The following is a 26,389-nucleotide window of genomic DNA, read 5'->3' on the forward strand; positions in this document are numbered from 1 at the left end:
ATTTTTATGACAACTGTATTATAAAGTGGATAACTGCTAGAGCAGGGTCTATGTTAAACAACCGCACGGCGTGCATGTAAGATACCATGTTGCTGCTCTAGTTTTGCCAGTAGTTTAGATAAGTGAGCCAGCCCTGAGACCTCAATATGAAATTTCAAAAAGGCAATATTGTCATCATTGCTCAGTGTTTGAACTTGACGGATATTGACGTTTTCTTTATCAATAATCTGTGTCAAATCCCGCAATAGACCGCGTCTGTCGTACGCTTCCACATGAATATCAACGGGCTGATAACGACCCGTTTGTACTTGCCAAGCGGCTTCTATTTTACGCTCAGGATCACGCTCAATTAAGCGTAAATATTCTGGGCAGCCACGGTTGTGGATACTGACACCTCGTGACAAGGTGATGTATCCCGTAATGGGCTCACCATGTACCGGATGACAACAGCCTGCCAAGTGCATCTCGATATTATCAAGTCCATCGATATGGATTTTGTAGGCACCAGGTTTGCCTGTGTCTTTGTTGTCTACATTCAGTACAAAGTCTTCTGGAGGACTTTCAGGTTCTAGATGTAATTGACGAGAGATATGACTAGTCAACTGATTGAGACCAATCTCGCCCGTCACCAGCCCAACAATAATATCGTCTGTCGTGTTGACATGAAAATGCTGAATATAGTCATTTAAGTCGATACTATTGGGATGGACGGACAAACGCTCAAGCTCTTTGCTTAGCATTTGGCGACCTATCTCAATATTTTTATCACGGTCTTGTTTATTGAACCATTGACGCAGTTTTGAGCGCGCGCGATTGGTGTGTATATAACCCAATGACGCGACCAGCCAATCACGATTGGGCTCACGTGAGGCCTTGGTGATAATTTCAACTTGCTCACCTGTTTTTAGCTGATAGGTCAGCGGCACATAGCGCTGATTGACGCGAGCGGCTTGCGCGCGATTACCAACTTGGGTATGCACATAGTAGGCAAAATCAAGAACCGTTGCGCCCTTTGGCAGCTCGGTGATATCGCCATCACGACTAAAGATATAGATGCGTTCAAGCTCATCAAAATCTACCAGTTGCTCTTCTTCATCAAACTCTGTGTCATCTATCTCTTCACCTGTCAGTAAAGCAGAGCGTGGCTGATTGCGAGTGTCGTTATTAATAGAGAGCAATTGGCGCAGTGAGCTGATTCTCTGGTTTAGGTAGTTGTCTTTTTTATTCTTTAGACCTTCTTTGTAATTGACGTGCGCGCACATACCAAGCTCAGCTTCGAAGTGCATTTCGTGAGTACGAATCTGTACTTCAAGCGACTTGTTTTTTGCAATCACTGCCGTATGTAGAGAGCGATAGCCATTGGACTTGGGATTGGTAATATAGTCGTCAAACTGTTCGGGAATATAGCGCCATAGACCATGTACTAAGCCTAGAACATGGTAACAGTCTGACGGATTGGTGACCAATACGCGTAATGCGCGGATATCGTAAAGCTGATCAAACGACAAGCCTTTGAGCTTCATTTTGCGATAGATAGAGTAGATATGTTTGACACGTCCAGACACTTCGCCTTCGATATTGGCATTGGCCAATGATTCGTTAAGCTTTTCTTCGACACGCTGAATATAAGCCTCACGCTCGCTACGTTTTTCTGACAATAGTTTGGCAATTTCTTTATATCTGTCAGGTGCTAGATAACGAAAGGCCAAGTCTTCAAGCTCCCACTTGAGTTGCGCGATGCCTAACCGATGCGCTAATGGCGCATAAATAGTCATGACTTCACGGGCAACACGAGTTTGGCGCTCTTGATTAGAAAATGTCAATTCACGCATCGCAAACGTGCGCTCAGCCAACTTGATGAGCACCACGCGCACATCATTAGTGACAGAGATGAGCATGCTGTAGATATTGGATAGCTGATCGCGCTGGTTATTGGCGAAATGATCTTCTAGGCGCTTATTACTCTCAATAATCTCCGACAGTTTACCCATCGCAAGCGTATCTTTGACGAGCGTTAAAATGTCTGGGCCAAAGTTTTTCTCTATCTCAGAGAGACTGATGATAGATTTACGTGCACTACGATAGAGCATCGCGGCGACCAGCGCATCTTCGTCTTGATAGAGATAGGTCAATATGTCGGTCATGCCAATACCAGTGACATAGGCACCTGAACGCTCAGACTCACTCGTATTCATATGACTGCGGATAAACTCGCAGGCAGCACTCAGCTCAGGCACAGACTCTTGTCCGATACGCTTAGCGACGTTGTTTAGCCAAGTAGGCACATCGATATTGGCTTGGTCTAAGTCAATCGTTTCTGTGCTTTCGTTTGCGCCTGCATCGGTGTCGTCTAAATACCCATCGTCGAATGCAGGGTCCAAACCATCATAATGGTGCGCTGCTGAGCGATCAAAAGTTGTATGTAGCTTATGAGTGGCCAACTGGTATTTGATATCGAGGGGAATTTGGGCGTAACTATTGGCAGACTGCTGAGAGCGTTGGCTCGCCACCAGTTGCGCGGCAAGTGTCGCACTATCGGCCTGTGTGGTCTGTCCATCCACGAGTGGTAATCCTTCACGAATTTTTACCATAGCCGACTCCTCTTAGCTATTTTGAATTGATTATAACCTCATCTACTATGCACACACTTTGAATTGACGATTCATAAAGTGTCAGCTATAAACCAATACAACTGCTAAAAATGTCATTTTTAGCAGCCATAAGATGCGCGTAAAATATATAAAGCTACGAGTGCAAATACTTCTGATAATCTGCTTTAAAATATAAGAAGATTGTTTACTATTATCTCACTTTGAAACGACAAATCAAGCAAGGCTCTGTAATGACTGCCGTTAATTAGGCTAGATAGTCGCTATTTATTGATAAAAATTCTGACATATTTCGATTAGAGCTGTATCACTATAAAGATGGCTATTCTGAAACCTTTATAGCAATCTAACCAACACTACTTAAGCCAAAATCAATTCATAGCAATCAATCGATAACAGTCCGTATTAAACCGCTACTTTTTCAAAGCGAGCGATAGATTCGACATGACCCGTGTGGCAGAACATGTCCATCACGCCAGCATGCGTCAGACGATAACCTTGCTCTAACAGCGCTTTGGTATCACGCGCGAGGGTTGCTGGATTACAAGAGACATAAACGATGCGCTCAGCATTGAACTTTGGTAAATACTGCATGATGTCCCAGGCGCCAGAGCGTGGTGGATCAATCAATAACGCATCAAAGCCCTGATTGGCCCAAGGCTGGTTAGTACAGTCCTGTGTCAAATCTTGGCTATAAAACTCAGTATTGTTGATGCCGTTGCGACGCGCATTGGTAGCGGCACGAGCGGTCATCGCTTCACTGCCTTCGACGCCAACCACTGAACCAGTCTCGCCAACCAGACGGGCGAGTGGTAAGCTAAAGTTACCTAGACCGCTGAATAGATCCAGTACTCGCTCACCTGGTTTTAAGTCCAACAAGTCACAAGCCAGCTTGGTCATCTGACGGTTGACCGATAGATTGACTTGGGTAAAGTCCGTAGGGATAAACTCAAAGGTCAGATCATATTCTGGCAGTTGATAATAAAGACGACCAAACTGCTCGCTCAAATCATCAGCATCCGTCAAGGCAATACGCTGGATACTATCGACGCCTTTAGACTGCAGATACAGCTGCCAATTGCGCGCGGCAAAAAATACCTTTAACTTATCTATGTCGGCATCTGATAGGGGTTCCAGATTACGCACGATCAGAGCAACTGGCTGATTGCCATCAGGCAGCTCAGGCATTTGCTCGCCCATTGCCAGCTCAAGCTGGGCAATTTTGTCACGGCTCTCTAATGTGCTGATGAGCATTTTTAGGTTTTCAATCTCAAAACCAATACGCGGGTCTAGGATATGGCACTCATTTAGCTCTGCCAAAAAGTTACTTGAGCGCTCACGAAAGCCAACCAGCGCGGTTTCCTTTTTGACGACATAGCGCACGCCCAAGCGCGCCTTAGTACGATAACCGAGTCGATCACCAATCACAGGGGCAAGCCAGTTGTCAGGCTCGACATTGGCTTGATGAATCAGCATCTCGGCCAATACAGATTGTTTGAAGTTGATTTGACTGTCTGGCTGCCAATGCTGCAAGTTACAGCCACCACAAACGCCAAAATGAGGGCAGGGCGGTACAGTACGTTCAGGATTTGGGTTGGCAGTGATGCTAATTGCATCACCTTCCTCAAAACTGGCACGGCTATTAGTTATTTTGACCAATGCGCTTTCACCTGGCAGCGCAAAACTGACAAAGGTTGTTTTGCCATGTTTGTCTTCAGCATGACCATCGTCAACCCCAAAGCCATTGCCATAGATGGCAACACCGCGACCATCATGCGACAATCTCTCAATGGTAAAAGGAATCGGTTCTGCATCTTTTAGACGACGACGTGTTTTCGATGAGGGCTTAGATTTTTTCTTACTTGGTGGAACGATGATAGTTTGGCTATCGGTGGCGGGTGACTTTGCATCAGATGCTGTCGCTGTGTTTGAATCGGTGGGTTGCATAAACCTGCCTCAATAATAAATGATAAATAACTAAAAATAGGGGGTAAAGATAACCAGTAGTGCTGTTTTACAATTTGGGTGCTGATGACCAGTCAGCAATAAATGCTTTATGACGCGGTACGTTGTCTACCTGAATGTAGGTAGTAAGATAGTCAAGGCTTTGCTGCTGCCACGCGTCAAAGTCCTGTGAAGATAGCTGTCCTGTCAAACGTAACCAGCGTAGATAAATAAGCCATGTATTCATGACATTAGACTCGCAGTATATGGATAGCGTCTGCCAATGGTCATTATTGACCAGTGCGCCAACCATACTGCCATCGATGTCTGTTTTGCCCGGTAATCCGTATAAACTTGCGACAATATCCATGGCTTCGCGGCGGCTAGCACCATACTGGCTAAACCGATCCATCAGGTCAAGATGGCGTGTGTGGAAGCGGTTGACATAGTTGTCAAAACGCATGTTTTTGATACGTTCGCCTTCCTCAAACAGCCATGGTGCTGATAAATCATATTGCATCGCACGATATATCAGTACAGGGATATCAAAGCCTGAACCATTCCAGCTAATCAGCTGCGGCAGGGTTTTGGTATCATTAAATGCCCGAAAAAACTTGGCAAGCATTTCTTGTTCACTGAGTTTATCGGCAGTCAACGAAAACATGGACAGCTTACCATCTTTTATATATAAGGCAGAGATACAGACAATACGCTGTAGCGGCAAACGCATGAAATCATGTCCTGCCTCTTGCGTGCGTATCGCAGTCAATGCGCTGAGCGTATCAGCATCATTGAGCTCAGCCAGTTGCGGATAGATACGGCGCGCCGCATCGACATCGGCAACCGTCTCAATATCAAAGACCAATATAGGGTCGGATGGTAGCGCTTGTGACATAGATAATCCTGACTATTTATAAGCTTATAGTTAATCCACTATAAAAGAATGACAACATTAACCTTGCTCGGTATATTACGTTTATATCCGCACTTGGCTGCTTTGTACTTCTTTTAAATTAACATTACTAAACGGCGTTTTTGTACATTAATTAATTTCTGCGCTGTTATCCGTATCGCTGTCGTCAACGTTATATAAGCCCGTTGATAAATAACGATCGCCGCGGTCGCAAACAATAAAGGCAATGACGGCATTGGGGTTGTTTTTGGCCACTTGGGTAGCTGCCCACGCGGCTGCCCCTGAAGACACACCGGCAAAGATACCTTCTGTTTTGGCCAGTTTGCGCATATAAACTTCAGCAATACGCTGATCGATATCCATCACTTCATCGATTAAATCCGCATCATAGATGCCCGGCATATAAGCGGCAGGCCAGCGGCGGATACCAGCGATAGAGGCCTCTTCATCAGGTTGTAGACCAATAATTTTGATCGCTGCGTTTTGCTCTTTCAAGTAACGAGAGACACCTGTGATAGTGCCTGTCGTACCCATTGAGCTAATAAAGTGGGTGATTTTTCCACCAGTTTGAGCCCACAGTTCAGGCCCTGTGGTCAAATAATGTGCTTGGCTATTATCAGGGTTATTGAACTGATCCAATACCACACCTTTGCCGTCCGCTTGCATTTGCAGCGCCAAATCACGAGCCGCTTCCATGCCTTCGTCCACTTCGATCAACGTCGCGCCATAGGCAATCATGGCATCTTTGCGTTCTTGAGTCGAATTGGTTGGCATCAATAGCGTGATAGGATAACCGCGCATCGCTGCAACCATCGCCAGAGCAATACCCGTATTGCCGCTGGTGGCCTCAATGAGCATATCGCCAGGCTTGATATCACCGCGTTGTTCTGCTTGGTAGATCATATTAAAAGCAGGACGATCTTTTACAGAACCTGCTGGGTTGTTACCTTCAAGCTTGGCGAGTAGCATCGCACCGTTTTGGATGCGCTCTTGCTCAGGTAGACGCTGCAGTCTGACCAGTGGCGTTTGACCAACACAGTCGGCGAGGGTGGTAGTCTGTGTGATAAAGTTGGCATTTGACGTGGCCGTAGCAGACATAAGGTATCCTTATCTATTTTTAGAGAGTCTCTTTTTAAGTGACAGTATTCAAGCGACAGTATTTAAGCAAAAGTATTTAAATGAAAGCATTTAAGTGAAGCATTGAGGCTGATCACGGTTTTTATTGTTTGATCTTAATTTGAGTCAGCCACTTTGTATATTGGTTTATGGTGATAAGTGACGCAAAATATTTAGGCGCTATAACACCTACTCATATGTCATGATTGTATGATTATGAGTGATTTATGGTGGCAAATAAAAAGTTGCGTCATTATATCATTTTGTTGTCAGCTGCGCTTATCGCATCAAGGATGAATGGTCACTATATTTGCTGATGTCTGATAGATAGGCTGGCTAGAGTTCTGTTAAGACAATTGTATATTGCACGCCGTACATCATGTGCTGTACATTGAGAGCATCGAAATACGATGAGATACCCAGTCAGTTTTGCATCACATTCGATAGTTTTGAATGACGTCTGATAACAATGCTCAACATCCACGGCACCACCCTTAGTAGAGAGTAACGCTCGCATGGCATATAAAAAACGTTTTGATACCAGTAGTGCTTATGGTCAGTTGATAATACTGGTGTTTTTGCCTATCTGTGTACTGGCCGCGGTCGGCGGTATTCTAGTATTTCATGAGACCATGCGTGCGAGTGACTCAGAGCAAGAGGTGCTTGCGGAGGCGGTGCTGATTCGTTATACACCAGCTATTGCTTTACTGATTCCTGAACTGTTAGAACAAGAGCAACAGCAAACAGGAAGCAATATCGGCAACATGCCTCAAGCGGCGATGACGACGCTGACGGGTATTCAAGACAAGCTTGGGCGTATGCAGTCTGAGCAGCATGTACAGCGTATCGCTATCATCAATGAAAGCAATCAAGTACTGGCAACAGTAGGGTATGGGCTCAATGAAGAGTGGCCTTTAATCAGTGACTCAAAGCAGTTTTTGTCACAGAAGCCAACACCTGTGGGCACCGCCTATGGCAGTGTGCTTGGCGAATTTGAAGGTGAGACTCTATGGCTATTGGTTGATATGGACAACGAGCCACTATATATCGCCCGCTATCGTATCGCGATGGCATTGGTGATTACGGGTTTGTTTACCATCTTAATCTTATTGCTCAGCCTCAATATCTACTCAAAACGTTGGATCGCCCCGATCTATGAGCTGCGTTTGCAGTTGCAGCGTACCCATGTCGATAATCTATACCAGCCTGTGCCCGTAGAGTCGGATGGTGAGCTTAACTTGCTACAGCAAGATTTGGTCAGGACGCTGCGCCGTTTGCATCGGAGTTTTCAAGAGCTAAAAGACCATGCAGAACAAACGGAAGATGATTTGCGTTTGGCATTTGATGAGATGGAGATGCAGAATATCTCTATTCGAAATGCGCGTGATGCGGCCATCTCAACCAGCCAAGCCAAGTCAGCATTTTTGGCGAATATCAGTCATGAGCTACGTACACCGCTGAACAGTATTGATGGTTTTATTAATTTGCTAGCGCGTCATGGTGAGCTCAATCCCGAACAAGACTTATATGTACAGACCATTCGCAAATCCTCTGCGCATTTGCTTGCTTTGGTGAACGATGTGTTGGATTTTTCTAAGATTGAGGCTGGCAAGTTGGTACTAGATCGTCATGAGTTCGATCTGTATGACACCATTTATGATGTGGTTGATATGCTCTCGCCTGTGTCCTCTGAAAAAGGTCTGCGTATGGCGGTGTTGTTTTACAACGATGTGCCCATGCGTATCAATGGCGATGCGCTGCGCCTCAAGCAGGTATTGACCAATATCGTGGGCAATGCGATAAAGTTCACCGATAGCGGCGATGTGGTGGTACGTGTCAGTTTGGATGACCACCGCGACAACCATCTGATGATTAGCGTGCAGGATAGTGGTAAAGGGATTTCTCTTGCCGATCAAAAAATGCTGTTTCAGAGCTTTAGCCAAGGTGATCCTTCCATCACTCGCCAATATGGTGGCACGGGACTGGGGCTGGTGATCTCTAAGCAGTTAATACGCTTGATGGGCGGCGATATTGGGTTTCACGACAATGCTCAAGAAAACATCGCCAATCAAGGTGCAACGTTTTGGTTCCGTATGCCAGCCCATGTCGATGTACTAGAGGCTGCGACGGGTCAAACGATTGAGCTGCCAGTCTTAGCACCACTTGCTAGTGACACAGATGAGTTCAATGTCTTGGTATGGATCAATCATACCGCTTCGATACAAGTACTAAAGGCCAGTTTGCAATATTTGCCAATTAAGCTGACGCAAGCCAACTCGTTACCAGGTGTGCTTGAATCCCTAAAAGAGTACGGCAACTATTGGGACTGGGTCATTGTAGATGATGACACTCAAGACGATATGATGGCGTTACTCAAACAGATTCGTCTGCATTATCAAGGCAAGCTTGCGGTGTTTGGCTATCAAGTTGCCGCTGATCAAGCTCTACTAAACCGTTATCATGCCAATATACTGTATGAGCCACTAGACAAAAGACAGCTCTACGCGATGCTCGATACCCAAAACCGCAATAAACCCAAAAATATTCAAGAACCGCGCTGGAAAGGGGTGACCGTACTGGCAGTCGATGATCATCTGCCCAATCTATTGGTACTGGATGCGTTATTGAGCGAGCTTGGCATCCATGTTATCACCGCGAGCAGTGGGTTCGATGCGATAGAGATCATCAGCAAACAGCAAACCAAAAATATCAAACCTGCAAAAAATGATACGCAAAGTCTCTCGAATAAGACCCAGTTGTCTAAAGCCGAAGCACGTGATGAGCTGAATAAAAAACCAAACCACACGATTTATGCAGAAGAGGCCAGTACGGAAGACAAGCTAGCCACTCAAGATAAAAACAGCATCGATCTGATCTTTATGGACATTCAGATGCCGCGTATGTCGGGTCACGAGGCTGCCAAGCAAATCCGAAATATTGAGACTGCCGATAGCCATATCCCTATCATCGCTCTGACCGCACATGGGTTGGCTGATGAACGTGACAAGCTGATTGCCAGCGGTATCAACGACTATGTAGGTAAGCCCATTAGCCAACCTCAGTTATTACAAGTGCTACAAAAATGGCTAGGGCGCAAGAGCACCACATCGCCACTGGCCACACTGTCTGATGCCAGTTTACCGAACAGTGATTTGCAAAGTTATGGCCTACAAGGCTCTGATCTACAAAATGCTAATCTACAAAGTACGGCGTCATATAATGTTGATGGGCAAGAAACAGTTTTGCAAGACATTGCTGGATTAAAAAATGACTCGAGCACTAGTGACACAGCTAAGTCATCCGGTCAAAAACCTGCCAGTTATCCTGTCCTAGTAGGAAATAACAGCGGTCATCATCGGGCCTCTCATATGTCAGATGAGACCAAAATTACCCGTCCACTATCATTGAAAAAAATCCGTGACGATTATTTGCGCGATAGCCAGCCTCGTGAAGATTACAGACGAGAAACGACGCGTGAGACCCAGCCGCGCTATGAGAGTCTGCGTCTACATAAGCAGCCAACAGGTAGTGCTCTCGCAAGCGACAATAGAGACGACGCGACTCACTCACAAGCATATGAGCAAGTCAATAATGATCAAGGTAAGGACAATATCAGTAAAAGTGACACTTCTGAAATTTTAGATTGGCAAGATGCGCTGACTCGCTCAGCCAACAAGCCTGAACTGGCTGCCAAATTGATTACTATGATGCTCGACACAATTGATGACGAAAAGCAGGCACTCACCCAAGCATGGGAGGCGGGTGACCGTCATATGCTAGCGCAAATAGCTCACCGTATCTTGGGTGGTAGTCGCTATACAGGAGTGCCGCAGCTTCGCCAAGCCAGTCAGGATCTAGAAGATAAGTGCTTGTTAAATGTGCAGCATACGACACCCGTACAGTTTGCGATGATTGAACCCTATTATGAGGCGCTGATAGCTGCACTCAATAATTTGCAAGCCGTGGATTTGTCTTCTTACTCTCAGCTTAATTATCATCGTTTGAGTGAAAATGATATGACGTGGAAAATGATTTAATGGATGACAGGGCTTATAGCTATCTAACTATAATATAAAAAGTCATGAGGTACTTGGACAACTTCTTTAGATGGCCATCTTATGTATGCGATATTAGACGTTGTCTATCGTACCCTATAGTCAAAGAAATCTAAAATGGGTACAAGGCAACCTACTGCAGATTGTACAAATAGTACATCTAAGAAGGATAACACCGTAGCGGTTTAGCAGTTCGCTGACTAGAGCAGTCAGTTATTGCTACGGCAGAATAGGGGTAAGCCTGCTAATATTATGCGTATGAGGGCTATATCTATTTTATTCATGAATAAGGATTGTTATGAACGCGATTGCAAGTTACCAGTATGAGACATTACAAGTTAGTATCACCAGTAACATACTAACGGTCACCATAAATCGTCCACACAAAAAAAATGCCATGAGCTTTCAGGTTATCAATGAGCTGATTGCAGTGGCAGGCCGCATCCGCAAAGACAAAACAATACGGGCGGTGATTTTAAATGGGGCAGAGGAGACGTTTTGCGCTGGCATTGACTTGAGTGATCTAAACCATCCTAAAAACCGTGCCTATGCTTTTTGGGAGCTGATTAAACCTAGTCAAAGCGCTTTTCAACGTGTCTGTTTGGTGTGGCGTGATCTGCCAGTCCCCGTCATCGCTGTGCTAGAAGGCTATTGTATTGGTGCAGGGCTGCAATTGGCCTTGGCCTGTGATGTACGCATCAGCCATCCTGACTGCCGGTTGTCTATTATGGAGGCTAAGTGGGGCTTGGTACCTGATATGGGACTGACCCAATCGGCATTTGGTGTTGTACGAGAAGATATTCTAAAAGAGCTTGCCATGAGCGCCCGTGTTATCGATGCCAATGAAGGTAAGGATTTGGGTCTGATCAGTCATTGCAGTGAGACGCCACTTGAAAAGGCACTTGAGCTTGCAGCTGAGTTTGCAGAGCGCTCCCCTGATGCGGTGCTTGCTAGCAAACGAGTGATTAACGCGATGTTTGAGCAACCTGCCACCACGCTATACAAAGAAAAAGTATGGCAGCTAAAGATGATGCTCGGTCGCAATCGCAAACTTGCCCTCAGAAAAGCCAAACAAGCAAGTACCGCATTTGGTAAACGTCAGTTCCGTTAACAGGTTTTTGTGATCACTTTTGGCCAAGTGACTGCGACTAAGGAAGCTTGTTTTAGTAAATACACTGATTAAGTTCAAGCTTAATATCTACAGACATATTTTGATGTATTGCCACGATTGTTTTGAATGGTTAGAGGATGCTTTATAGACGTTATTTCGCTATTGAAATGTAAGCGAAGAGCACGATATAGCATTCTTACTTGCATCGCTGCGCGTAAGAATGCACTATTGTCGTTAAAATTGTACTTTCTGTATATGAGTGCCTGCACATGAGCCTGAATATATATTGGCTTATTTATAGCGGATAGGCGTTCTTTATGTTGAGAGCCTAGTACAATGACGTTTAAACAATAAAACAATTACTATAAAAAACGGCCTTACTATGTCTGCTCTAAAAACCCCTCACTCAAATAGACCGCTTGCCTCTGAACGAGTACGTTCTGCTGACTTGCCTATCGCATGGATTATGATGCTTGGGCTGATAGTGGCAATAGGGCCGTTGTCTATTGATATGTATCTGCCAGCATTACCATCGATGGCAGATGACTTTGGGGTGTCGACTGCCTTTATGGCCAACTCCGTACCCGCATATTTTTTGGGTTTGGTATTTGGTCAGTTATTCTACGGTCCATTTAGTGACCGTGTTGGCCGTGTTAAACCTCTGTATATAGGTATGACGCTATATGTCATTGCCTCAATTCTCTGTGCAACCACCAACAATGAGTACATACTGTTTGCAGGTCGCACCTTGCAAGCGTTGGGCGCGTGTGTGGGTGCAGTAGTTACTCGTGCGGCGATTCGAGATCGCCTGACTGCCAAACAAACGGCAAAAGCATTCTCCATTATGATTTTGGTAATGGGCTTGGCCCCCATATTAGCGCCGTCCCTTGGTGCATTGTTTTTACAGTTCTTTGATTGGCATTCTATTTTTTGGTTTTTGGCGGCGTTTGGCGCGTTAAATTTATTACTCACCAAGTTTTTCTTTTTTGAGACACTCACTGAAGAAAATCGCACAGTACGTCCAGCCAGAGAAGTGCTCAGCCAGTATTGGGAATTACTCAAAGACCCCACTTTCAACTACCCAGCGATTGGGGGCGGTTTATTGATGGGAGCGATGTTTGTTTATATCAGCTCGGCTTCTGAGCTAATCATGGACACGTACGGTGTGTCGGCGACCCATTTTGCTTGGCTCTTTGGTATGAATGCGGCAGGGTTTGTGGGCTTGACCCAATTGAACCAATGGCTGACCAACCGCTTTCGTATATTGAGTATTTTACGTTTCGGCGCGATGATGCAGGTTGTGTCGGCAGGGGTGCTATTTGTCATAGGCTTACTGTTAGGTACTGATGCGTGGCTGCCACTGGTACTCGCTTGTATTTTCTTTTGTATTGCAGGGCTTGGTCTCACTCAGCCGAATGCCTCGGCCATTGCATTGGCATTTCAAAAACGCCGTGCTGGTATGGCCAGTGCGCTGCAAGGTTCGCTGATGTTTTCCGTTGGGATTTTCGGTGGGTTATTACTGAATCTATTTCCAGTCAATCCAGTACTCAAAGTAGGTATTGCGATGTTCTCTCTTATGAGTTTGGGTTCTTTTTTGATTTGGAAGATAGATCGTAACCTCAATTTAGACGATGCAGATTAAACAATAGGTTTTACCACCGTTAAATGGTGTGAAAAAGCATTCATATGTCTTGTACATGTGGGTGCTTTTTTTTGTCTATTAGGGCAGATTCTTAATTCGAGCATGACGTTTTAAATGGCTTGAAAATACTAAATCTTTGCCAAATTTCATCAAATAACTTGCTAGTGTCTCAATAGTATCAGTGCCATTTTGCTTAATCCATTCATTCAAACATTTATTCCTTAGTTAGCTTCAACTTATCTCATTTTTATTACCATTTTCGAAAAAAGAACACGCCTTAGTTTTAATTAATGAAACAGAGCAAGAAATCTATTTTTATTATAAAACGAAGGTTCTTTAGCAGAAATAAAAGCTGATAGTTTATATGCATGATATTGCATATAAACCCTTGTAAATAATAGCTTGCATTGGTGTTGCAATCACAAAATTAGGTAAGTATTATCTACGTAACTTTCTGTAAGCAAATATGTATAGACATTACTTAATATTGCTAGATTGTCATTCACTAAAATGTATAACCACGTTAAGTTTCAAGGACAGATTATTATGATGCAGTTATATCGAATGTTACCAATGGTATTGAGTATTGGTCTATTTGGCTGTGGCAACTCAGCTACTCAAGAAAGCGTAAATTCGACGGGTACGTCAGTGACAGAAAACAAAGACAGCTTTGTGAGTGCATTGCCTGACACAGCACCCACATTAAAAGTTGCGATGACTGGTGATTTACCACCTTTCTCATTCCAAGATGACTATGGCAACATGCAAGGCACTGACGTCGACTCTATTAGAGCGATCGGAGAGGAGCAAGGGTTTAAAGTCGAGTTTTATAAAGAGACTTGGCAAGATATGTTTGACAGTGTGGAATCAGGAAAACGTGATTTGGCCATATCAGGTATCTCTTATAAAGATGATCGAGCCGTCAGATATGGCTTGTCAACGCCTTACTTCTTTAACCCAGCGACCATCATGTACTTGGAAGGTAAGTTCGATATAAAAGGCTTAAATGACATAAAAGGTTTGAAAGCGGGTACGTTAGAGGGTTCTAAAGAAGAAGACACGCTAAAAGAGATGGGCAGCTCGGTTGAGCTGGTGTCAAGATCGACGGCATTTTTGGCTTATCAGGATTTGGTGCAAGGCAAGACCGATGTTTTCTTATATGACATGCCAGTATTGCAGTACATTGTGAAAGGATACCCTGAGCACAAAGTTAAGATTGTACCTTATGAGGCCGATGATGCACCTTCAGCGCAGCAAGTGATATTGATGGCAAAAGAAAATACCCAGCTGATTAACAATGTTAATGAAGGTATCGCCAAGCTCAAAGAAAAAGGAACATTCAAAGAAATTGAGAATCGTTGGTTGGGTGAAGCTGAACCTGCTGAAAAGAGCGACTCTGACACTAAAACTAAGCAATTGAATTAAGGAATTCTGAAGATGGCAACCATCCCCAATGTTGACAATAAGCGCTATCAAGGCCTTATTATTTCAATTGCACTGTTTTTATCGCTCATTGGTGCTTTGCTCGCATTTACGTTTTATACCTCAAATCTATTAGAAAGAAACACTGCGTTAATCGACCAAACCAACCAAGTGGCCAACAGTGCACAGGCTGTGATCAAAGATCTTTTCGACTTGGACAGCAGTTATGGGGAGGATACCAACTCTCCACATATACAACGTGTGCTTAGCCGCTTGGGTGAAAATACGGCGCTTATCACAAGCTCTATCGCTGCGATTGAGCAGGGCGGTACGATTACGGATGCCGAAGGTAGTAGCTATGATTTGCCAAATATCGACAGCAATGCACAAGTGAACATCACCGCTGCCAATGAGCAGTGGAAAGCATTAGAGCCTAAGATTCAAGCATACTTGAAAGATGCTGATAACATCATGATTTCCTCTGAGGATAATCTGACGCAAGCGGTTGAACAGGCAAAAACATCCAGTCTGTTTATTAACGATTCGTTAGACAATCTGACTAAAGATGTTTTTAACAGTGCAGAACGTCAAGCGACCACCATTCGTCTGATTCAGGTACTTGGTGTTGCCGCGATCTTTACCTACTTCCTAATCTTTGTATTCTTCTTTGTACGCCGTCTGCGTGAGACGGATGCAGAAGCGTTGGCGGCTCGTCAAGAAACCCAAGAGATTATGGAAACGGTAAACACCGGTCTATTTCTACTTGATAAAGACCTAAACATTGGTCAACAGCATTCTCGCGCTCTGAACAATATCATTGGCTCTGACAGACTGGCAGGGGAGAACTTTACCAACGTGTTGCGTGGCCGTATCTCTGATAAAGACCTCAAAACCACACAGCAGTTTATTGAACAGCTCTATAACCCACGTGTCAAAGAAAAACTGGTGGACTCGCTTAACCCGCTCAACAAAGTCATGCTACACAATATCTCTGACAACAAAAATCTTGATAATCGCTTCTTAGATTTCAAATTTTCACGTGTCTATGACAACAAAGACATTGCCCGTATTTTAGTCAACGTCAACGATGTGTCAGATGCCGTCTATCTAGAACAGCGTCTAGAGAAAGAGCGTTCGCAAAACGACATGCAGATTGAGATGCTCACCACGATCTTGAATGTAAATCCAAAGATTATTAACGAGTTTATTGATAATACGCAAGCGCACATCGAAAAAATGAACAACATTCTGAAAAACCCTGGTAGCTCGCAGTACGAGCTTGAGGGTAAGCTCAAAGCCATCTATCGCGAAATGCATAGCTTAAAAGGCGAGGCCTCTGCGCTGAAACTGCACAGCTTCACAAAAATTGCCTCAGATGCAGAAGACAAGCTACATGCCTTACAAAACCAAGGTCAGCTCTCTGGTAATGATTTCTTGCCATTAGCGGTACATTTGGATGACTTACTCAGTCTATCAAATACCATTGCCACACTAGGTGAGCGTATCAACCGCTCAGCGCCAGCAGCGAGCAAGGCAGCAGTAGCGCCTGTCTCAACGAATGAAAAACCAGCCACTTTGAATACTCAGCCAAAACAGACGTCAATGGGTGGTTTCAATACTGATGGGGGCTTGGATATCGACTTGGATAATGAAGCTGACGATGATGCATTGTCTTTTTATAATGAGTTTGCACATGAGATTGCCACAAGACAAGGCAAGCAAGTACAGCTAAACAGCAAGACGCTGACACAGGCAAATATTCCAGCACATTTGGCAAAACCAATCAAAGACATCAGTATCCAGCTATTGCGTAATGCAGTGGTACACGGTGTTGAGACGCCAAGTGTCCGTCAAGCGGCTGGTAAAGCTGACACCGGTATTATTGATTTAGAAGTGCAAGAAAACGGCTCAGATGTCATGCTGATTGTGCAAGATGATGGTCAAGGTATTGACTATGACAGCATTCGCAATAAGCTCAGCAAAGAAGGTCGTTTCAGTACAGAAGAGGCCAGCCAGCTCAGTCAAGGTGATTTACTCAAGCAGCTATTTTCTTCTGGGTTCTCAACCAAAGAGCAGGCAGATGAAGATGGTGGGCGCGGCGTCGGTCTTGATATTATCAAGGCACAAGTAAAAGAGTATGGCGGCAAGCTTAACGTCAATAGTGAACTGGGTCAGATGACGCGGTTTATGATCACATTGCCTAAAGCTTAATCAAAAACAGTAAACATATTGTCAGGGACGACAAGCACTTCATTAAAGGTAATAGGTAAGTTATGCATAAGTTAATGATTGTTGATGATTCAAATATTATTAGAAACCGTATTCAGCGCGCGTACGATTCAGGGCAGTTTATGCTGGTTGCGACAGCGACCAGCGGCGTTCAGGCCATTGAAAAATTCAATGTTCATCGTCCCAATGTGATCACGATGGACTTGACCATGCCGCAAATGGATGGACTGGAGTGTATTGAAAAAATCATTGCTATCGACCCAGAAGTCCGTATTTTAGTGGTATCAGCATTGTCTGACAAAGCCACTGGTATCGAAGCCCTATCACTGGGTGCGAGCGGCTTTTTGTGCAAGCCTTTTTCAGAAGAGGAGCTTGTAGAGTCTTTGTATGAGCTGATGCAAGACTAATACCATTCATCGACTAAAGCAGATGTTATTATGAAAGAACAAAAGCTACAGATTTTTTTGAGTATTATCAGTAATTATTTTGACCAGTTTGGCGGAGAAGAGCTTGTTGCTGATACCCCTTACTTGTTAGAAAACAAGCAGCCAAAAGTCCATGATTATACGGGCGTCATCGGTATATCTGGAGGCCAAAAAGGCGTGGTGTATTTTTCGGCAACTCATCAACTGCTATCCTCTATATTGGACAGCATGGGTGAAACGGATAAAAGCGATGAAAACTATATAGATTTGGCTGGTGAAGTGGCCAATACAATCGCAGGAAATGCCCGCAAAGAGTTTGGCCCAGAGTTTCATATTTCTGTGCCATTTGTGTTCAAAGGCGCACCGCAAAGTATTGTGCTGCCGAACGATGAGCGCTCTTTTATCATTCCCATCACTTGGAACTCGCAAGTTGGCGAGATTGTGGTTTGTTTGCAGGATTAATGAGACTGCTGCCACGTAATACAGATGGATATTAATATATTATGGTTAAAGTAGAAAAACTGGGTGTGTTTTTAAGCTCGATCAATGCGTTTTTTGCACAAATCGATGGCTCAAAAGTGTCTCTTGACACCCCTTATTTGAATGACAATAAAAGCGCTATTGGGTATGACTATAGTGGCGTGATCAAGATATCAGGGCCAATCGAAGGATGCGTCTACGTCAGTGCACCAAGCGTGATGTTGCGAGAAGTCATCAAAGTGATGGGCGAGCCTGACTTTTCGATCACGATGATGAAAGACTTGCTTGGTGAAATGGCTAACACCATCTCTGGTAATGCGCGTACAGAATTTGGCTCAGAGTTTATTATCTCACCGCCGTATATTGTAGAAAGTGCGCCAAGCGTGTCATATTTGCCAAAAGACCGCCAAAGCTATATCACGCCATTTACATGGCATGGCTATAAGGCTGTGATCGGGATTTGTATTGCATAGCTGAATGCGTAGCATTGATATAAAGCCAAAGCAATAACCAAAAAAGCGATGCAACTGTGTCGCTTTTTTTATTTTAATAGGGCTGTCTTTTGTTTTTATCTTATTGATATGCCGCTAATAAACTGCTGGAGATTGCGGTAAGTTATGTGATAAAATACGGCGCAGCTATTTTATAATTTGCGTTATAGTTTAGGTTTGAGAATATTTCTGAAATCTGATCATAGCTTCTTTTTTAAACCAACCAATGACACACACATCATGGCAAAAAATGGCTGGGTGTCTGGCAACTTGATTAATTTGCGCGCAGTCCGTGCTCTATGAGTAACGACTGACTGATAGCAAATGCGTGTTGCTAGATAGGCTGTTTTTGTGATGTGGAGGCATAACCCAACCAATAGGATATTTTCACATGGCTACAAAGAATCCAACCAAAATCGAAATGCGCGACTTACTACAAGCCGGCGCTCACTTTGGTCACCAAACACGTTTTTGGAACCCAAAAATGGGTCCTTATATCTTTGGTGCACGTAACAAGATCCATATCATCAACTTAGAGCATACTGTAAAGTCGTTCAACGAAGCATTGACTTACGTCAACGGCCTAGCTGCTAAGAAAAACAAAGTATTGTTTGTTGGTACTAAACGCGCTGCAAGCGGCATCATCCGTGAGCAAGCAGCACGCGCTGGCATGCCTTACGTTGACCATCGCTGGTTAGGTGGTATGTTGACTAACTGGAAAACACTACGCCAGTCAATCAACCGTCTAAAAGAGCTTGAGAAGCAAGCAGAAGATGGTACTTTCGCTAAGCTAACCAAGCGTGAAGCGTTAGAGCGTACTCGCGATATGGAAAAACTTGAGCGTTCACTAGGCGGTATCAAAGACATGGGCGGCCTACCTGACGCAATCTTCGTAGTTGACGTAGATCACGAAGCCATCGCTATCAAAGAAGCCAAAAACTTGGGTATCCCAGTTATCGGTATCGTTGATACTAACTCTAGCCCAGACAACGTTGATTACATCATCCCAGCTAATGATGATGCTATCCGTGCTGTGACTTTGTATGTAACTTCTATGGCTGATGCAATCATCGCTGGTAAAGAATACGCACAAACTCAAGCTGGCGGCAAAGCTGAGCAAGCGGCTACTACTGAAGAAGCACCAGCTGAAGCGCAAGCAGAAGAAGCAGCAACTCCAGCAGAATAAGTGGCTGACATAAAATGTTTAATGTTGTAAGGATGCCTTGATAGTAATGCTATCAGCATCCATATAACGTTTAACACCATATAAGCTCGCAATAGGCATGATGTAGTTTTACTCGTCATGCCTTATTGTTGTTAGATAGCTCGTTAGCGGGCGAGTATTATCGTCTATGCTTTTCTCCTTAGAGGTAATGCCTATTGTGAAATTCCATAATGAGCGCCACTATCACAGAAAAGCAATATCTGGCAGCAGCCGGCCAATCAGAAACTAGCAAAAGTTAAGTACCTCAACACATAACAATACTAAGGTGACTCTTATGTCAGAAGTAAAAGTATCTGCCAAAATGGTAAAAGAATTGCGCGACCGTACTGGTCTTGGCATGATGGAATGTAAAAAAGCGTTAGAAGAATCAAACGGTGATGTCGAAACTGCCATTGATAACCTACGTAAATCTGGTCAAGCCAAAGCAGCTAAAAAAGCGGGTAACATCGCAGCTGATGGCGCTATCATCATCGCTCAAGGCGAAAACAAAGCATTCTTGTTAGAAGTTAACTGCCAGACTGACTTCGTTGCAAAAGATGAAAACTTTGGTGCCTTTGCAGAGCAAGTGGCTAACATCGCTCTAGAAAACAACGAGACTAATGTTGCTGCTATCGCTGAATTACCATATGGTAATGGCCAAAGCATCGAAGAAGCTCGTGTATCTTTGGTACAAAAAATCGGTGAAAACATTCAGATCCGCCGTGTTGAAGTACTTGAAGGCGCAAACATCGCAGCATACCGTCATGGTCTACGTATCGGTGTAGTGGTTTCTTATGAAGGTGGCGCTGCAGACACTGGTAAAAACCTTGCCATGCACATCGCTGCATTCAACCCTGTTGCAGTAGATGACGAAGACGTTGCTGCTGATTTATTGGCGCGTGAAAAAGACATCATCGAAGCAAAAGCTCGTGAGTCTGGCAAGCCTGACAACATCGTTGAAAAAATGATCGAAGGTGGCCTACGTAAGTACCTAGAAGAAGTTACTTTATTGCGTCAACCATACGTTATGGACAACGAAAAGAAAGTTGGTGACGTACTAAAAGCTGAAGGCGTAAAAGTACTAGGTTTCAAACGTTTAGAAGTTGGTGAAGGCATTGAGAAAAAGCAAGAAGACTTCGCTGCTGAAGTCGCTGCTACTCAGGCTGCTAACAAGTAAGTATTGAATTGTCTAGAAAAAGGCTGTGCGGGTTTATTTAATTCGCATAGTTTTACTTTATCATTGCAGCTGTAAGGCAATATAGAGTCCCCAGACACGAAAAAGCCCGTTAATCTGTTAGCGGGCTTTTTCGTGTCTGGCTTTTGGAAAGATAATCAGTTATTGAACTTAGTGTAGTGATTGGTGTAATTAAACTAAGCCAAGCTCGACTTAGCGCAGCGCATCGTAGGCAGAGTTGGAGTAGCTGGCACTATTGATATTGTTACTCGTACCGTAGCTGACATTCTGCATAGCACCATTATTGTTGCTTGCGGTTTGGTTGCTGGCATTCATGCTAGCGCCGGACAGTCCTGAATCATTCTTATATAAGCTGTGATAGCGACTCATGACTTTTTGAACATAGTTACGAGTTTCTTTAAATGGCGGGATACCACCGTACTTATCGACGTTACCTTCGCCTGCATTATAGCCTGCAACAGCATACTCAACTTTATTATCAAAACGGCGCATCAGCCAAGCGATATATTTGGCTGAGCCTTCGATATTATCAGCAGGATTCCAAGGGTTGCTCACATTGAAGCGGCGAGCAGTGGCTGGCATTAACTGCATAAGACCTTGTGCGCCGACAGGTGAGCGTGCATTTGGATTAAACGCTGATTCTGTGTGCATCATCGCTTTCATTAGCCCAGGATCCACACCGTGACGCTCAGCTGATGCACGAATATAGCTGTCATAAGCATTTCGGCTACCACTATTACTAGCAGCGCTGCTGCCATAGCTGTCACTGCTGCCATCATACATCTTGGAATCTTTATAATAAGTCACTTTTACTTTTTTGGTAAACTTATCAAAATTTCCACTAGGATTGACATTGGTCAGTAGTACTTGTCCACCCTTGTCTTTGTAGATATACATATTGCCTGCATGAGCTGCAGAGAAAGCGGTGAGGGCAATGGTACTTAATAAAATAGGGGATAAGCAGCGAGCCATCAAAGTAGCAGTATTTATCATAGTGTTATCACTTTTTATCGAATAATAGCAAATTATTTTGCCTACAAACGCGTTGTTTTATGCGCTTAGGCGGTCACTAGACGCATATACTTTATAGACAATCGCGAGTACAGTGGCTCAGCAATTATCTCGTCTGACAATGAACCGCTTTCAATAGATACAAAAAATAATAGTTGCTTACTATAACATATAATAACTTTGTGCCGTATCAGATTGATAAGATAACGAGCAAACGCTGATTATTTTTGTTAAATAAATCAACATACTATATTGTTTCAAACGGTCGATGCGTCATGCCTACTAGTGTGTGTCTTCAATCTGAGCATTAGGTTTTGAATAGATTAAAGGGGGTTTAGTCTTTATCAAGATACGGCAAATAAAACTACAACTTATGCAACTAGCGCACTGATAAAAATAGGCACCCAGATAGCCGTTACTAAGCCATTAACCGCCAGTCCAAATGCTGCATATCGTCCAGCCGTATGGCTAATCTGCCATGCCTCTACTGTACCGAATGCGTGAGCTGCCAGTCCAAGTGCCAGACCTTTGGCGCGGTCATCATCGATACCTCGGAATAAAAAGCGAGCGACAGCACCGCCAATCAGACCTGAGACGATGATAATGAGGTTGGCCATGGCTAAAGGTGCTTTGATCAAATCTGCCACGCTAAGACCAATCGGTGTGGTGACAGAACGCGTCGCAAAGGCGAGTATGGTGTCGTGGCTGAGTGAAAACAGATACGCCAATGACATCGGTAATAATGCCCCCACGAGACTCGCAATGGTGACGATTAACATGAGTTTTTTGACGGGCAATCCTTTAAAGCTCATCGCCGCCAAAGGCACTGCCAATAATACAGTGACATACCCCAACAGACGATCAAACACGGGCTTTGCCGCACTGTAATAGTTATTGTAATCCCATTGCAAGAGAAACAAAAACAACAGAACAAGTGCCAATGCGGTAATTACCATTGGCAACCATGAAATCTTACGTGCGAGTAATCGAGCAATGACATGCGCCGCCAAGGTTAATACGATGGCTGCTAAGGTCGCCACAAATACACTGTCAAAACTCATACCTTTTCCTTGTTCATATCGCTCACAGCTATTATTTGTGCTCTTCAATAGAGGTAGAGTTAGTACCGACATGGTCGTTTAGCCAGCGGTTTGAGAGGATCGCTAAGCCCCACAGCGGAATCACTACGCTGATAATCATCGTTGCCATCACGCCCCATAGCTCATCGCCTAAGGCAAATAGTAGCAAGCCTGCACCAGCTGATACCGGCAAGAAAGCAAAGCCACTATCGACTAGCAATTTATTACTGGCTTGCGTTAGCCAACTTGGTAAACCTTTGAGTAATCGCCAAGCCATTAAAATACAAAACATAGCGACTAGCCCGACAATATTGGCCGCTTTTTCGATACCTATCATCTGGCAGATGATAACGGCTGATTCGCGGACAAAGATAATCATGGCTAGCGTCATGATAATGGCAAGCCATAAGGGGATATGAGAAGAGTGAGCAGGCTTCATAAATCGTTTTTGCCAAGTCAATTATAGAGAGTGAGTTTGGTGGGACGTAGATATAGTTAGAGAACCACTAAACTGCTACGGTGTTAGCCTTGCTAGAGGTACGACTTGTACAATCTGCAGTCGGCTGCCTTGTAGCAATTTTAGATTGCTTTGGCTATAGTATGAGCAATATCGATATTTCAATAATGCCTACTATAAGCCATCAACCAATATTTGTTCGATGTTTCACAGCCGATTATATAGCGAGTGGGTCAACTAATAAACCCTATAGAGGGTGAGAATGGGTGAATGACAATTCACATCCAAAAAAATAGACGATATCAATGGATATCGTCTATCTCTACCAGCATTACTTACTTAAATTATGGTATTCAAATAATTACTTAACCGTATGTGATAAGCAATTATTGATAGCCGTTTCTATTTTTCTGAATCAAGCACATCAGCGTTCATCGCATCAAATTCGTCAAATGCTTTTTCTTCTGCTGCTGTCATGGTTGGTTCTTCGTCTTCGTCAGGCTGCTCGAACTCTTCAAGTACAGGCATCAGTAGAGTAGCTTGAGCAAGCGGTAACACATCCGCAGGCTTTAGATCGGCTTGACCAAGTAACTGTCTGAGTCTGTCGCTTGGCAAGCGAATCGTTAAGCATTCATGACCGCTGTCGTCATAGCTTTCTTCTTGAATGACACCGAGCTCATACAAGGTGTTTTTTAACTGGCCTGCATGGTAGGGTAGCGTCAAATCAAAAGTGGTCAATGTGCCAGTTAGCAACTGCTGCACCGCTAATGATAACGCTTCCATGCCTACGTTCTCTCTAGACGACACATAAACGCGGTTAGGCTCACCTTCACTGGCATAGCCAATACGTGCAGGCTCGTCAGTCAAATCAATCTTGTTATAGACGTTGAGGACTGGCACATCGTTATCAATTTCGGCCAATACATCTTTGACCGCCTGAATTTGCTCATGCATGTCTTCACTAGAAGAATCGATAACATGTAATAATAAGTCTGCCTCTAGCGTCTCTTCTAATGTGGCATGGAAAGATTCGACCAATTCATGTGGCAAATGACGGACAAAACCCACCGTATCAACCAAAACGACTCGTCCCACACCTTGCCAATCTAAGCGGCGTAGCGTCGGGTCAAGCGTTGCAAACAGCTTATCAGCCGCATAGATGTTTTCATCGACCAGACGATTAAACAAAGTCGACTTACCCGCATTGGTATAACCGACAAGTGAGATGGTCGGTACGTCTGATTTTTGGCGGCGGGCTCGACCTTGCGCACGGGTCTGTCTGACTTTCTCAATTCTACTTTTAAGCTGCATAACGCGCACTTGTAACAAGCGACGATCCGTCTCAAGCTGGGTTTCACCGGGTCCACGTAGACCGATACCGCCTTTTTGACGTTCTAAATGCGTCCAACCACGAACCAAACGCGTTGATAAATGGTTAAGCTGTGCCAGCTCTACTTGTAGCTTACCTTCGTAAGTACGAGCGCGCTGAGCGAAAATATCCAAAATCAAACCGGTACGATCCAGTACTCGGCACTTCACTAGCGCTTCGATGTTACGCTCTTGTGAGGGTGATAAGTTGTGGTTAAACAGTACGATATCTGCATCATGCTCACGCACCAATTCTGCGATCTCTTCTGCTTTACCACTACCAACGAAATATCTGGCATCAGGGCGTGCACGTGACCCTGTGACCAGTGCCAAGCGATCAGCACCGGCTGAGTCTGCTAATAGTTCAAACTCGCCAAGATCATCAGGATCCTGAATGTGGCGAATGTCTAAATGTACAATGATGGCGCGTTCGCCACCTTCATGTCTTTCAAAATAATCCAAAGAGTATCACCTATTTAATAAAGTAAATATATCGCTATTATCAGTTCAGTATACTTTGACATAGCGTTCATCTGATTGTATATATAAGGTCTTATCACTTGATATTAAAGGGTATGAGCACAATTAGCGATGGTTTTATGTTACAGCGTTTGCTGCCGATAAGTTTTTATAAATCTGCTTTATTACTCATTTGTATAAAACTAAACGCGCACTGAGTGAACAAGCTATCACTGAGTCACAGAACTTTGTTATACTGAGCTCGTTTTTTGATAATTAAACATCTGATATTTAATCATGAGGGCGAAGATGAGCCACGCTAGATCAAGCTTTTCACTCAGACGACAGTTAAGCCGCGGCAGACAAGTTGCTGGTATGACCACGACCATGGTCGGCGGTATACGCGCAGCAAAGCGCATCGGTGCATTTAAACAGCCACCACGCGAAACGCTACCACGCTATATCCAAATGTTTTGCCGTAAGATGGCAGGCTCTTTCGGGGTAAAAGTAGTAGAAGTCGAGCCTGTAGAACAGCACCATGGTCTATGGGTATCAAATCATGTGTCATGGATGGACATTCCTGTCGTTGGCACCGTGAGTCCAGCGTTCTTTTTGTCCAAGGCTGAGATTGGCGAGTGGCCTGTATTTGGCAAACTTGCTCAGGCGGCAGGGACATTGTTCATCGAGCGTGGCTCCGGTGATGCAAGCTCAGTATCTGCACAGATTGCTGACTTTTTAGCTAAGGGCTTTTCGATTATCTTCTTCCCTGAAGCGACGACGACCAGTGGTCAGAAAGTGAAGCGGATTCATGGCACACTGCTGCAAGCTGCCATCGATGCTGATGTGCCTATCAGGCCAATTGTCATCGCTTACGTTAATAAAGACGGTACCCTAAGCGATGCACTGCCATATTATGGCAAGATGACGATGAAGGATAGCATGAAAAAAGTGCTCGATAGCAAAAACGTCACAGCTTACGTATTGCCACTTGCACCGATAGATCCAGAGGGTCGTAATAAGAGTGAGCTGACCAATCTATTGCAAGCACGTATGCAAGAGGGATTGACTGAGCTGCATTCAAGAGTACTAAGCGTTCCAGCTGGCAATTGATTATTTATAGTTGAGCCAATGTAATGAGGGCGCAAATCGATTCGATTTGCGCCCTTTTTTATGGAAAGT

General features: G+C 44.2%; 19 protein-coding genes. 11 read left to right on the forward strand and 8 right to left on the reverse strand.

Translation table 11 applies throughout. The annotated features are described in order from the left end of the window. Window positions 1-53 precede the first annotated feature (53 nt). The 4 genes from IP510_RS05140 to cysM form a co-directional block, all read right to left on the reverse strand. A complete protein-coding gene (locus tag IP510_RS05140; RefSeq protein ID WP_194363685.1) occupies window positions 54-2,591 on the reverse strand; it encodes a RelA/SpoT family protein in 2,538 nt (845 codons plus the stop codon). Between the two features lie 423 nt (window positions 2,592-3,014). Next, the gene (rlmD, locus tag IP510_RS05145) at window positions 3,015-4,556 is read right to left on the reverse strand and encodes a 23S rRNA (uracil(1939)-C(5))-methyltransferase RlmD (RefSeq protein ID WP_194363686.1); all 1,542 of its coding nucleotides are present in this window, start codon (window positions 4,554-4,556) and stop codon (window positions 3,015-3,017) included. Between the two features lie 67 nt (window positions 4,557-4,623). Then, on the reverse strand, window positions 4,624-5,448 hold the full coding sequence (locus IP510_RS05150) for a 3'-5' exonuclease (protein WP_194363687.1): 825 nt from the start codon (window positions 5,446-5,448) through the stop codon (window positions 4,624-4,626). Between the two features lie 147 nt (window positions 5,449-5,595). Further along, window positions 5,596-6,564 (reverse strand): cysteine synthase CysM, encoded by a 969-nt coding sequence (gene cysM / locus IP510_RS05155; RefSeq protein WP_194363688.1) that lies wholly within the window; start codon window positions 6,562-6,564, stop codon window positions 5,596-5,598. Window positions 6,565-7,097: 533 nt separating this feature from the next. Between cysM and IP510_RS05160 the strand changes: the two genes are divergently transcribed. The 10 genes from IP510_RS05160 (at window position 7,098) to tsf (ending at window position 20,818) form a co-directional block, all read left to right on the forward strand. Next, window positions 7,098-10,619 (forward strand): ATP-binding protein, encoded by a 3,522-nt coding sequence (locus tag IP510_RS05160; RefSeq protein ID WP_194363689.1) that lies wholly within the window; start codon window positions 7,098-7,100, stop codon window positions 10,617-10,619. Window positions 10,620-10,935: 316 nt separating this feature from the next. After that, window positions 10,936-11,748 carry a crotonase/enoyl-CoA hydratase family protein gene (locus IP510_RS05165; protein WP_194363690.1) on the forward strand — a complete coding sequence of 271 codons (813 nt, stop codon included), beginning with the start codon at window positions 10,936-10,938 and terminating at the stop codon, window positions 11,746-11,748. Window positions 11,749-12,130: 382 nt separating this feature from the next. Next, complete coding sequence (locus IP510_RS05170) at window positions 12,131-13,390, forward strand: multidrug effflux MFS transporter (RefSeq protein WP_194363691.1); 1,260 nt, start codon at window positions 12,131-12,133, stop codon at window positions 13,388-13,390. Between the two features lie 546 nt (window positions 13,391-13,936). Then, the gene (locus IP510_RS05175) at window positions 13,937-14,815 is read left to right on the forward strand and encodes a transporter substrate-binding domain-containing protein (protein WP_194363692.1); all 879 of its coding nucleotides are present in this window, start codon (window positions 13,937-13,939) and stop codon (window positions 14,813-14,815) included. 12 nt (window positions 14,816-14,827) lie between these two features. Then, the gene (locus IP510_RS05180; RefSeq protein WP_194363693.1) at window positions 14,828-17,023 is read left to right on the forward strand and encodes an ATP-binding protein; all 2,196 of its coding nucleotides are present in this window, start codon (window positions 14,828-14,830) and stop codon (window positions 17,021-17,023) included. A gap of 62 nt (window positions 17,024-17,085) precedes the next feature. Further along, complete coding sequence (locus IP510_RS05185) at window positions 17,086-17,448, forward strand: response regulator (RefSeq protein ID WP_194363694.1); 363 nt, start codon at window positions 17,086-17,088, stop codon at window positions 17,446-17,448. 30 nt (window positions 17,449-17,478) lie between these two features. Then, window positions 17,479-17,928 (forward strand): chemotaxis protein CheX, encoded by a 450-nt coding sequence (locus IP510_RS05190; RefSeq protein WP_194363695.1) that lies wholly within the window; start codon window positions 17,479-17,481, stop codon window positions 17,926-17,928. A 41-nt stretch (window positions 17,929-17,969) separates the two neighbouring features. Beyond that, window positions 17,970-18,419: a chemotaxis protein CheX gene (locus tag IP510_RS05195; protein WP_194363696.1), complete on the forward strand. Its 450-nt coding sequence runs from the start codon at window positions 17,970-17,972 to the stop codon at window positions 18,417-18,419. Between the two features lie 409 nt (window positions 18,420-18,828). Further along, window positions 18,829-19,623: a 30S ribosomal protein S2 gene (gene rpsB, locus IP510_RS05200; protein WP_194363697.1), complete on the forward strand. Its 795-nt coding sequence runs from the start codon at window positions 18,829-18,831 to the stop codon at window positions 19,621-19,623. Window positions 19,624-19,936: 313 nt separating this feature from the next. Further along, window positions 19,937-20,818: a translation elongation factor Ts gene (gene tsf, locus IP510_RS05205; RefSeq protein WP_194363698.1), complete on the forward strand. Its 882-nt coding sequence runs from the start codon at window positions 19,937-19,939 to the stop codon at window positions 20,816-20,818. Window positions 20,819-21,028: 210 nt separating this feature from the next. Here tsf and IP510_RS05210 read toward each other — a convergent pair whose 3' ends face one another. The 4 genes from IP510_RS05210 to hflX form a co-directional block, all read right to left on the reverse strand. Continuing rightward, window positions 21,029-21,829 (reverse strand): lytic transglycosylase domain-containing protein, encoded by an 801-nt coding sequence (locus tag IP510_RS05210; RefSeq protein ID WP_194363699.1) that lies wholly within the window; start codon window positions 21,827-21,829, stop codon window positions 21,029-21,031. 389 nt (window positions 21,830-22,218) lie between these two features. After that, the gene (locus tag IP510_RS05215) at window positions 22,219-22,908 is read right to left on the reverse strand and encodes an LrgB family protein (RefSeq protein ID WP_194363700.1); all 690 of its coding nucleotides are present in this window, start codon (window positions 22,906-22,908) and stop codon (window positions 22,219-22,221) included. Window positions 22,909-22,939: 31 nt separating this feature from the next. Continuing rightward, window positions 22,940-23,365 (reverse strand): CidA/LrgA family protein, encoded by a 426-nt coding sequence (locus tag IP510_RS05220; RefSeq protein ID WP_194363701.1) that lies wholly within the window; start codon window positions 23,363-23,365, stop codon window positions 22,940-22,942. A 420-nt stretch (window positions 23,366-23,785) separates the two neighbouring features. Then, the gene (gene hflX / locus IP510_RS05225) at window positions 23,786-25,213 is read right to left on the reverse strand and encodes a ribosome rescue GTPase HflX (RefSeq protein ID WP_194363702.1); all 1,428 of its coding nucleotides are present in this window, start codon (window positions 25,211-25,213) and stop codon (window positions 23,786-23,788) included. Window positions 25,214-25,519: 306 nt separating this feature from the next. On the opposite strand from hflX, the gene IP510_RS05230 reads away from it, so the two are divergent. Then, entirely contained in the window at window positions 25,520-26,320 is an 801-nt protein-coding gene (locus IP510_RS05230) for a lysophospholipid acyltransferase family protein (protein WP_194363703.1), read from the forward strand. Window positions 26,321-26,389 lie beyond the last annotated feature (69 nt).

Origin of the sequence: Psychrobacter sp. NG254 (assembly GCF_015277735.1) — a bacterium.
In the GTDB taxonomy this organism is placed as follows: domain Bacteria; phylum Pseudomonadota; class Gammaproteobacteria; order Pseudomonadales; family Moraxellaceae; genus Psychrobacter.

Bases quoted from the DNA above. Each gene is read 5' to 3' on its own strand.
- IP510_RS05150 (WP_194363687.1), bottom strand. From the start codon at position 5,448: ATGTCACAAGCGCTACCATCCGACCCTATATTGGTCTTTGATATTGAG.
- rlmD (WP_194363686.1), bottom strand. From the start codon at position 4,556: ATGCAACCCACCGATTCAAACACAGCGACAGCATCTGATGCAAAGTCA.
- IP510_RS05165 (WP_194363690.1), top strand. From the start codon at position 10,936: ATGAACGCGATTGCAAGTTACCAGTATGAGACATTACAAGTTAGTATC.
- rpsB (WP_194363697.1), top strand. From the start codon at position 18,829: ATGGCTACAAAGAATCCAACCAAAATCGAAATGCGCGACTTACTACAA.
- IP510_RS05230 (WP_194363703.1), top strand. From the start codon at position 25,520: ATGAGCCACGCTAGATCAAGCTTTTCACTCAGACGACAGTTAAGCCGC.
- IP510_RS05210 (WP_194363699.1), bottom strand. From the start codon at position 21,829: ATGATAAATACTGCTACTTTGATGGCTCGCTGCTTATCCCCTATTTTA.
- IP510_RS05170 (WP_194363691.1), top strand. From the start codon at position 12,131: ATGTCTGCTCTAAAAACCCCTCACTCAAATAGACCGCTTGCCTCTGAA.
- tsf (WP_194363698.1), top strand. From the start codon at position 19,937: ATGTCAGAAGTAAAAGTATCTGCCAAAATGGTAAAAGAATTGCGCGAC.
- IP510_RS05195 (WP_194363696.1), top strand. From the start codon at position 17,970: ATGGTTAAAGTAGAAAAACTGGGTGTGTTTTTAAGCTCGATCAATGCG.
- IP510_RS05185 (WP_194363694.1), top strand. From the start codon at position 17,086: ATGCATAAGTTAATGATTGTTGATGATTCAAATATTATTAGAAACCGT.
- cysM (WP_194363688.1), bottom strand. From the start codon at position 6,564: ATGTCTGCTACGGCCACGTCAAATGCCAACTTTATCACACAGACTACC.
- IP510_RS05220 (WP_194363701.1), bottom strand. From the start codon at position 23,365: ATGAAGCCTGCTCACTCTTCTCATATCCCCTTATGGCTTGCCATTATC.
- IP510_RS05160 (WP_194363689.1), top strand. From the start codon at position 7,098: ATGGCATATAAAAAACGTTTTGATACCAGTAGTGCTTATGGTCAGTTG.
- IP510_RS05215 (WP_194363700.1), bottom strand. From the start codon at position 22,908: ATGAGTTTTGACAGTGTATTTGTGGCGACCTTAGCAGCCATCGTATTA.
- IP510_RS05140 (WP_194363685.1), bottom strand. From the start codon at position 2,591: ATGGTAAAAATTCGTGAAGGATTACCACTCGTGGATGGACAGACCACA.
- IP510_RS05175 (WP_194363692.1), top strand. From the start codon at position 13,937: ATGATGCAGTTATATCGAATGTTACCAATGGTATTGAGTATTGGTCTA.
- IP510_RS05190 (WP_194363695.1), top strand. From the start codon at position 17,479: ATGAAAGAACAAAAGCTACAGATTTTTTTGAGTATTATCAGTAATTAT.
- IP510_RS05180 (WP_194363693.1), top strand. From the start codon at position 14,828: ATGGCAACCATCCCCAATGTTGACAATAAGCGCTATCAAGGCCTTATT.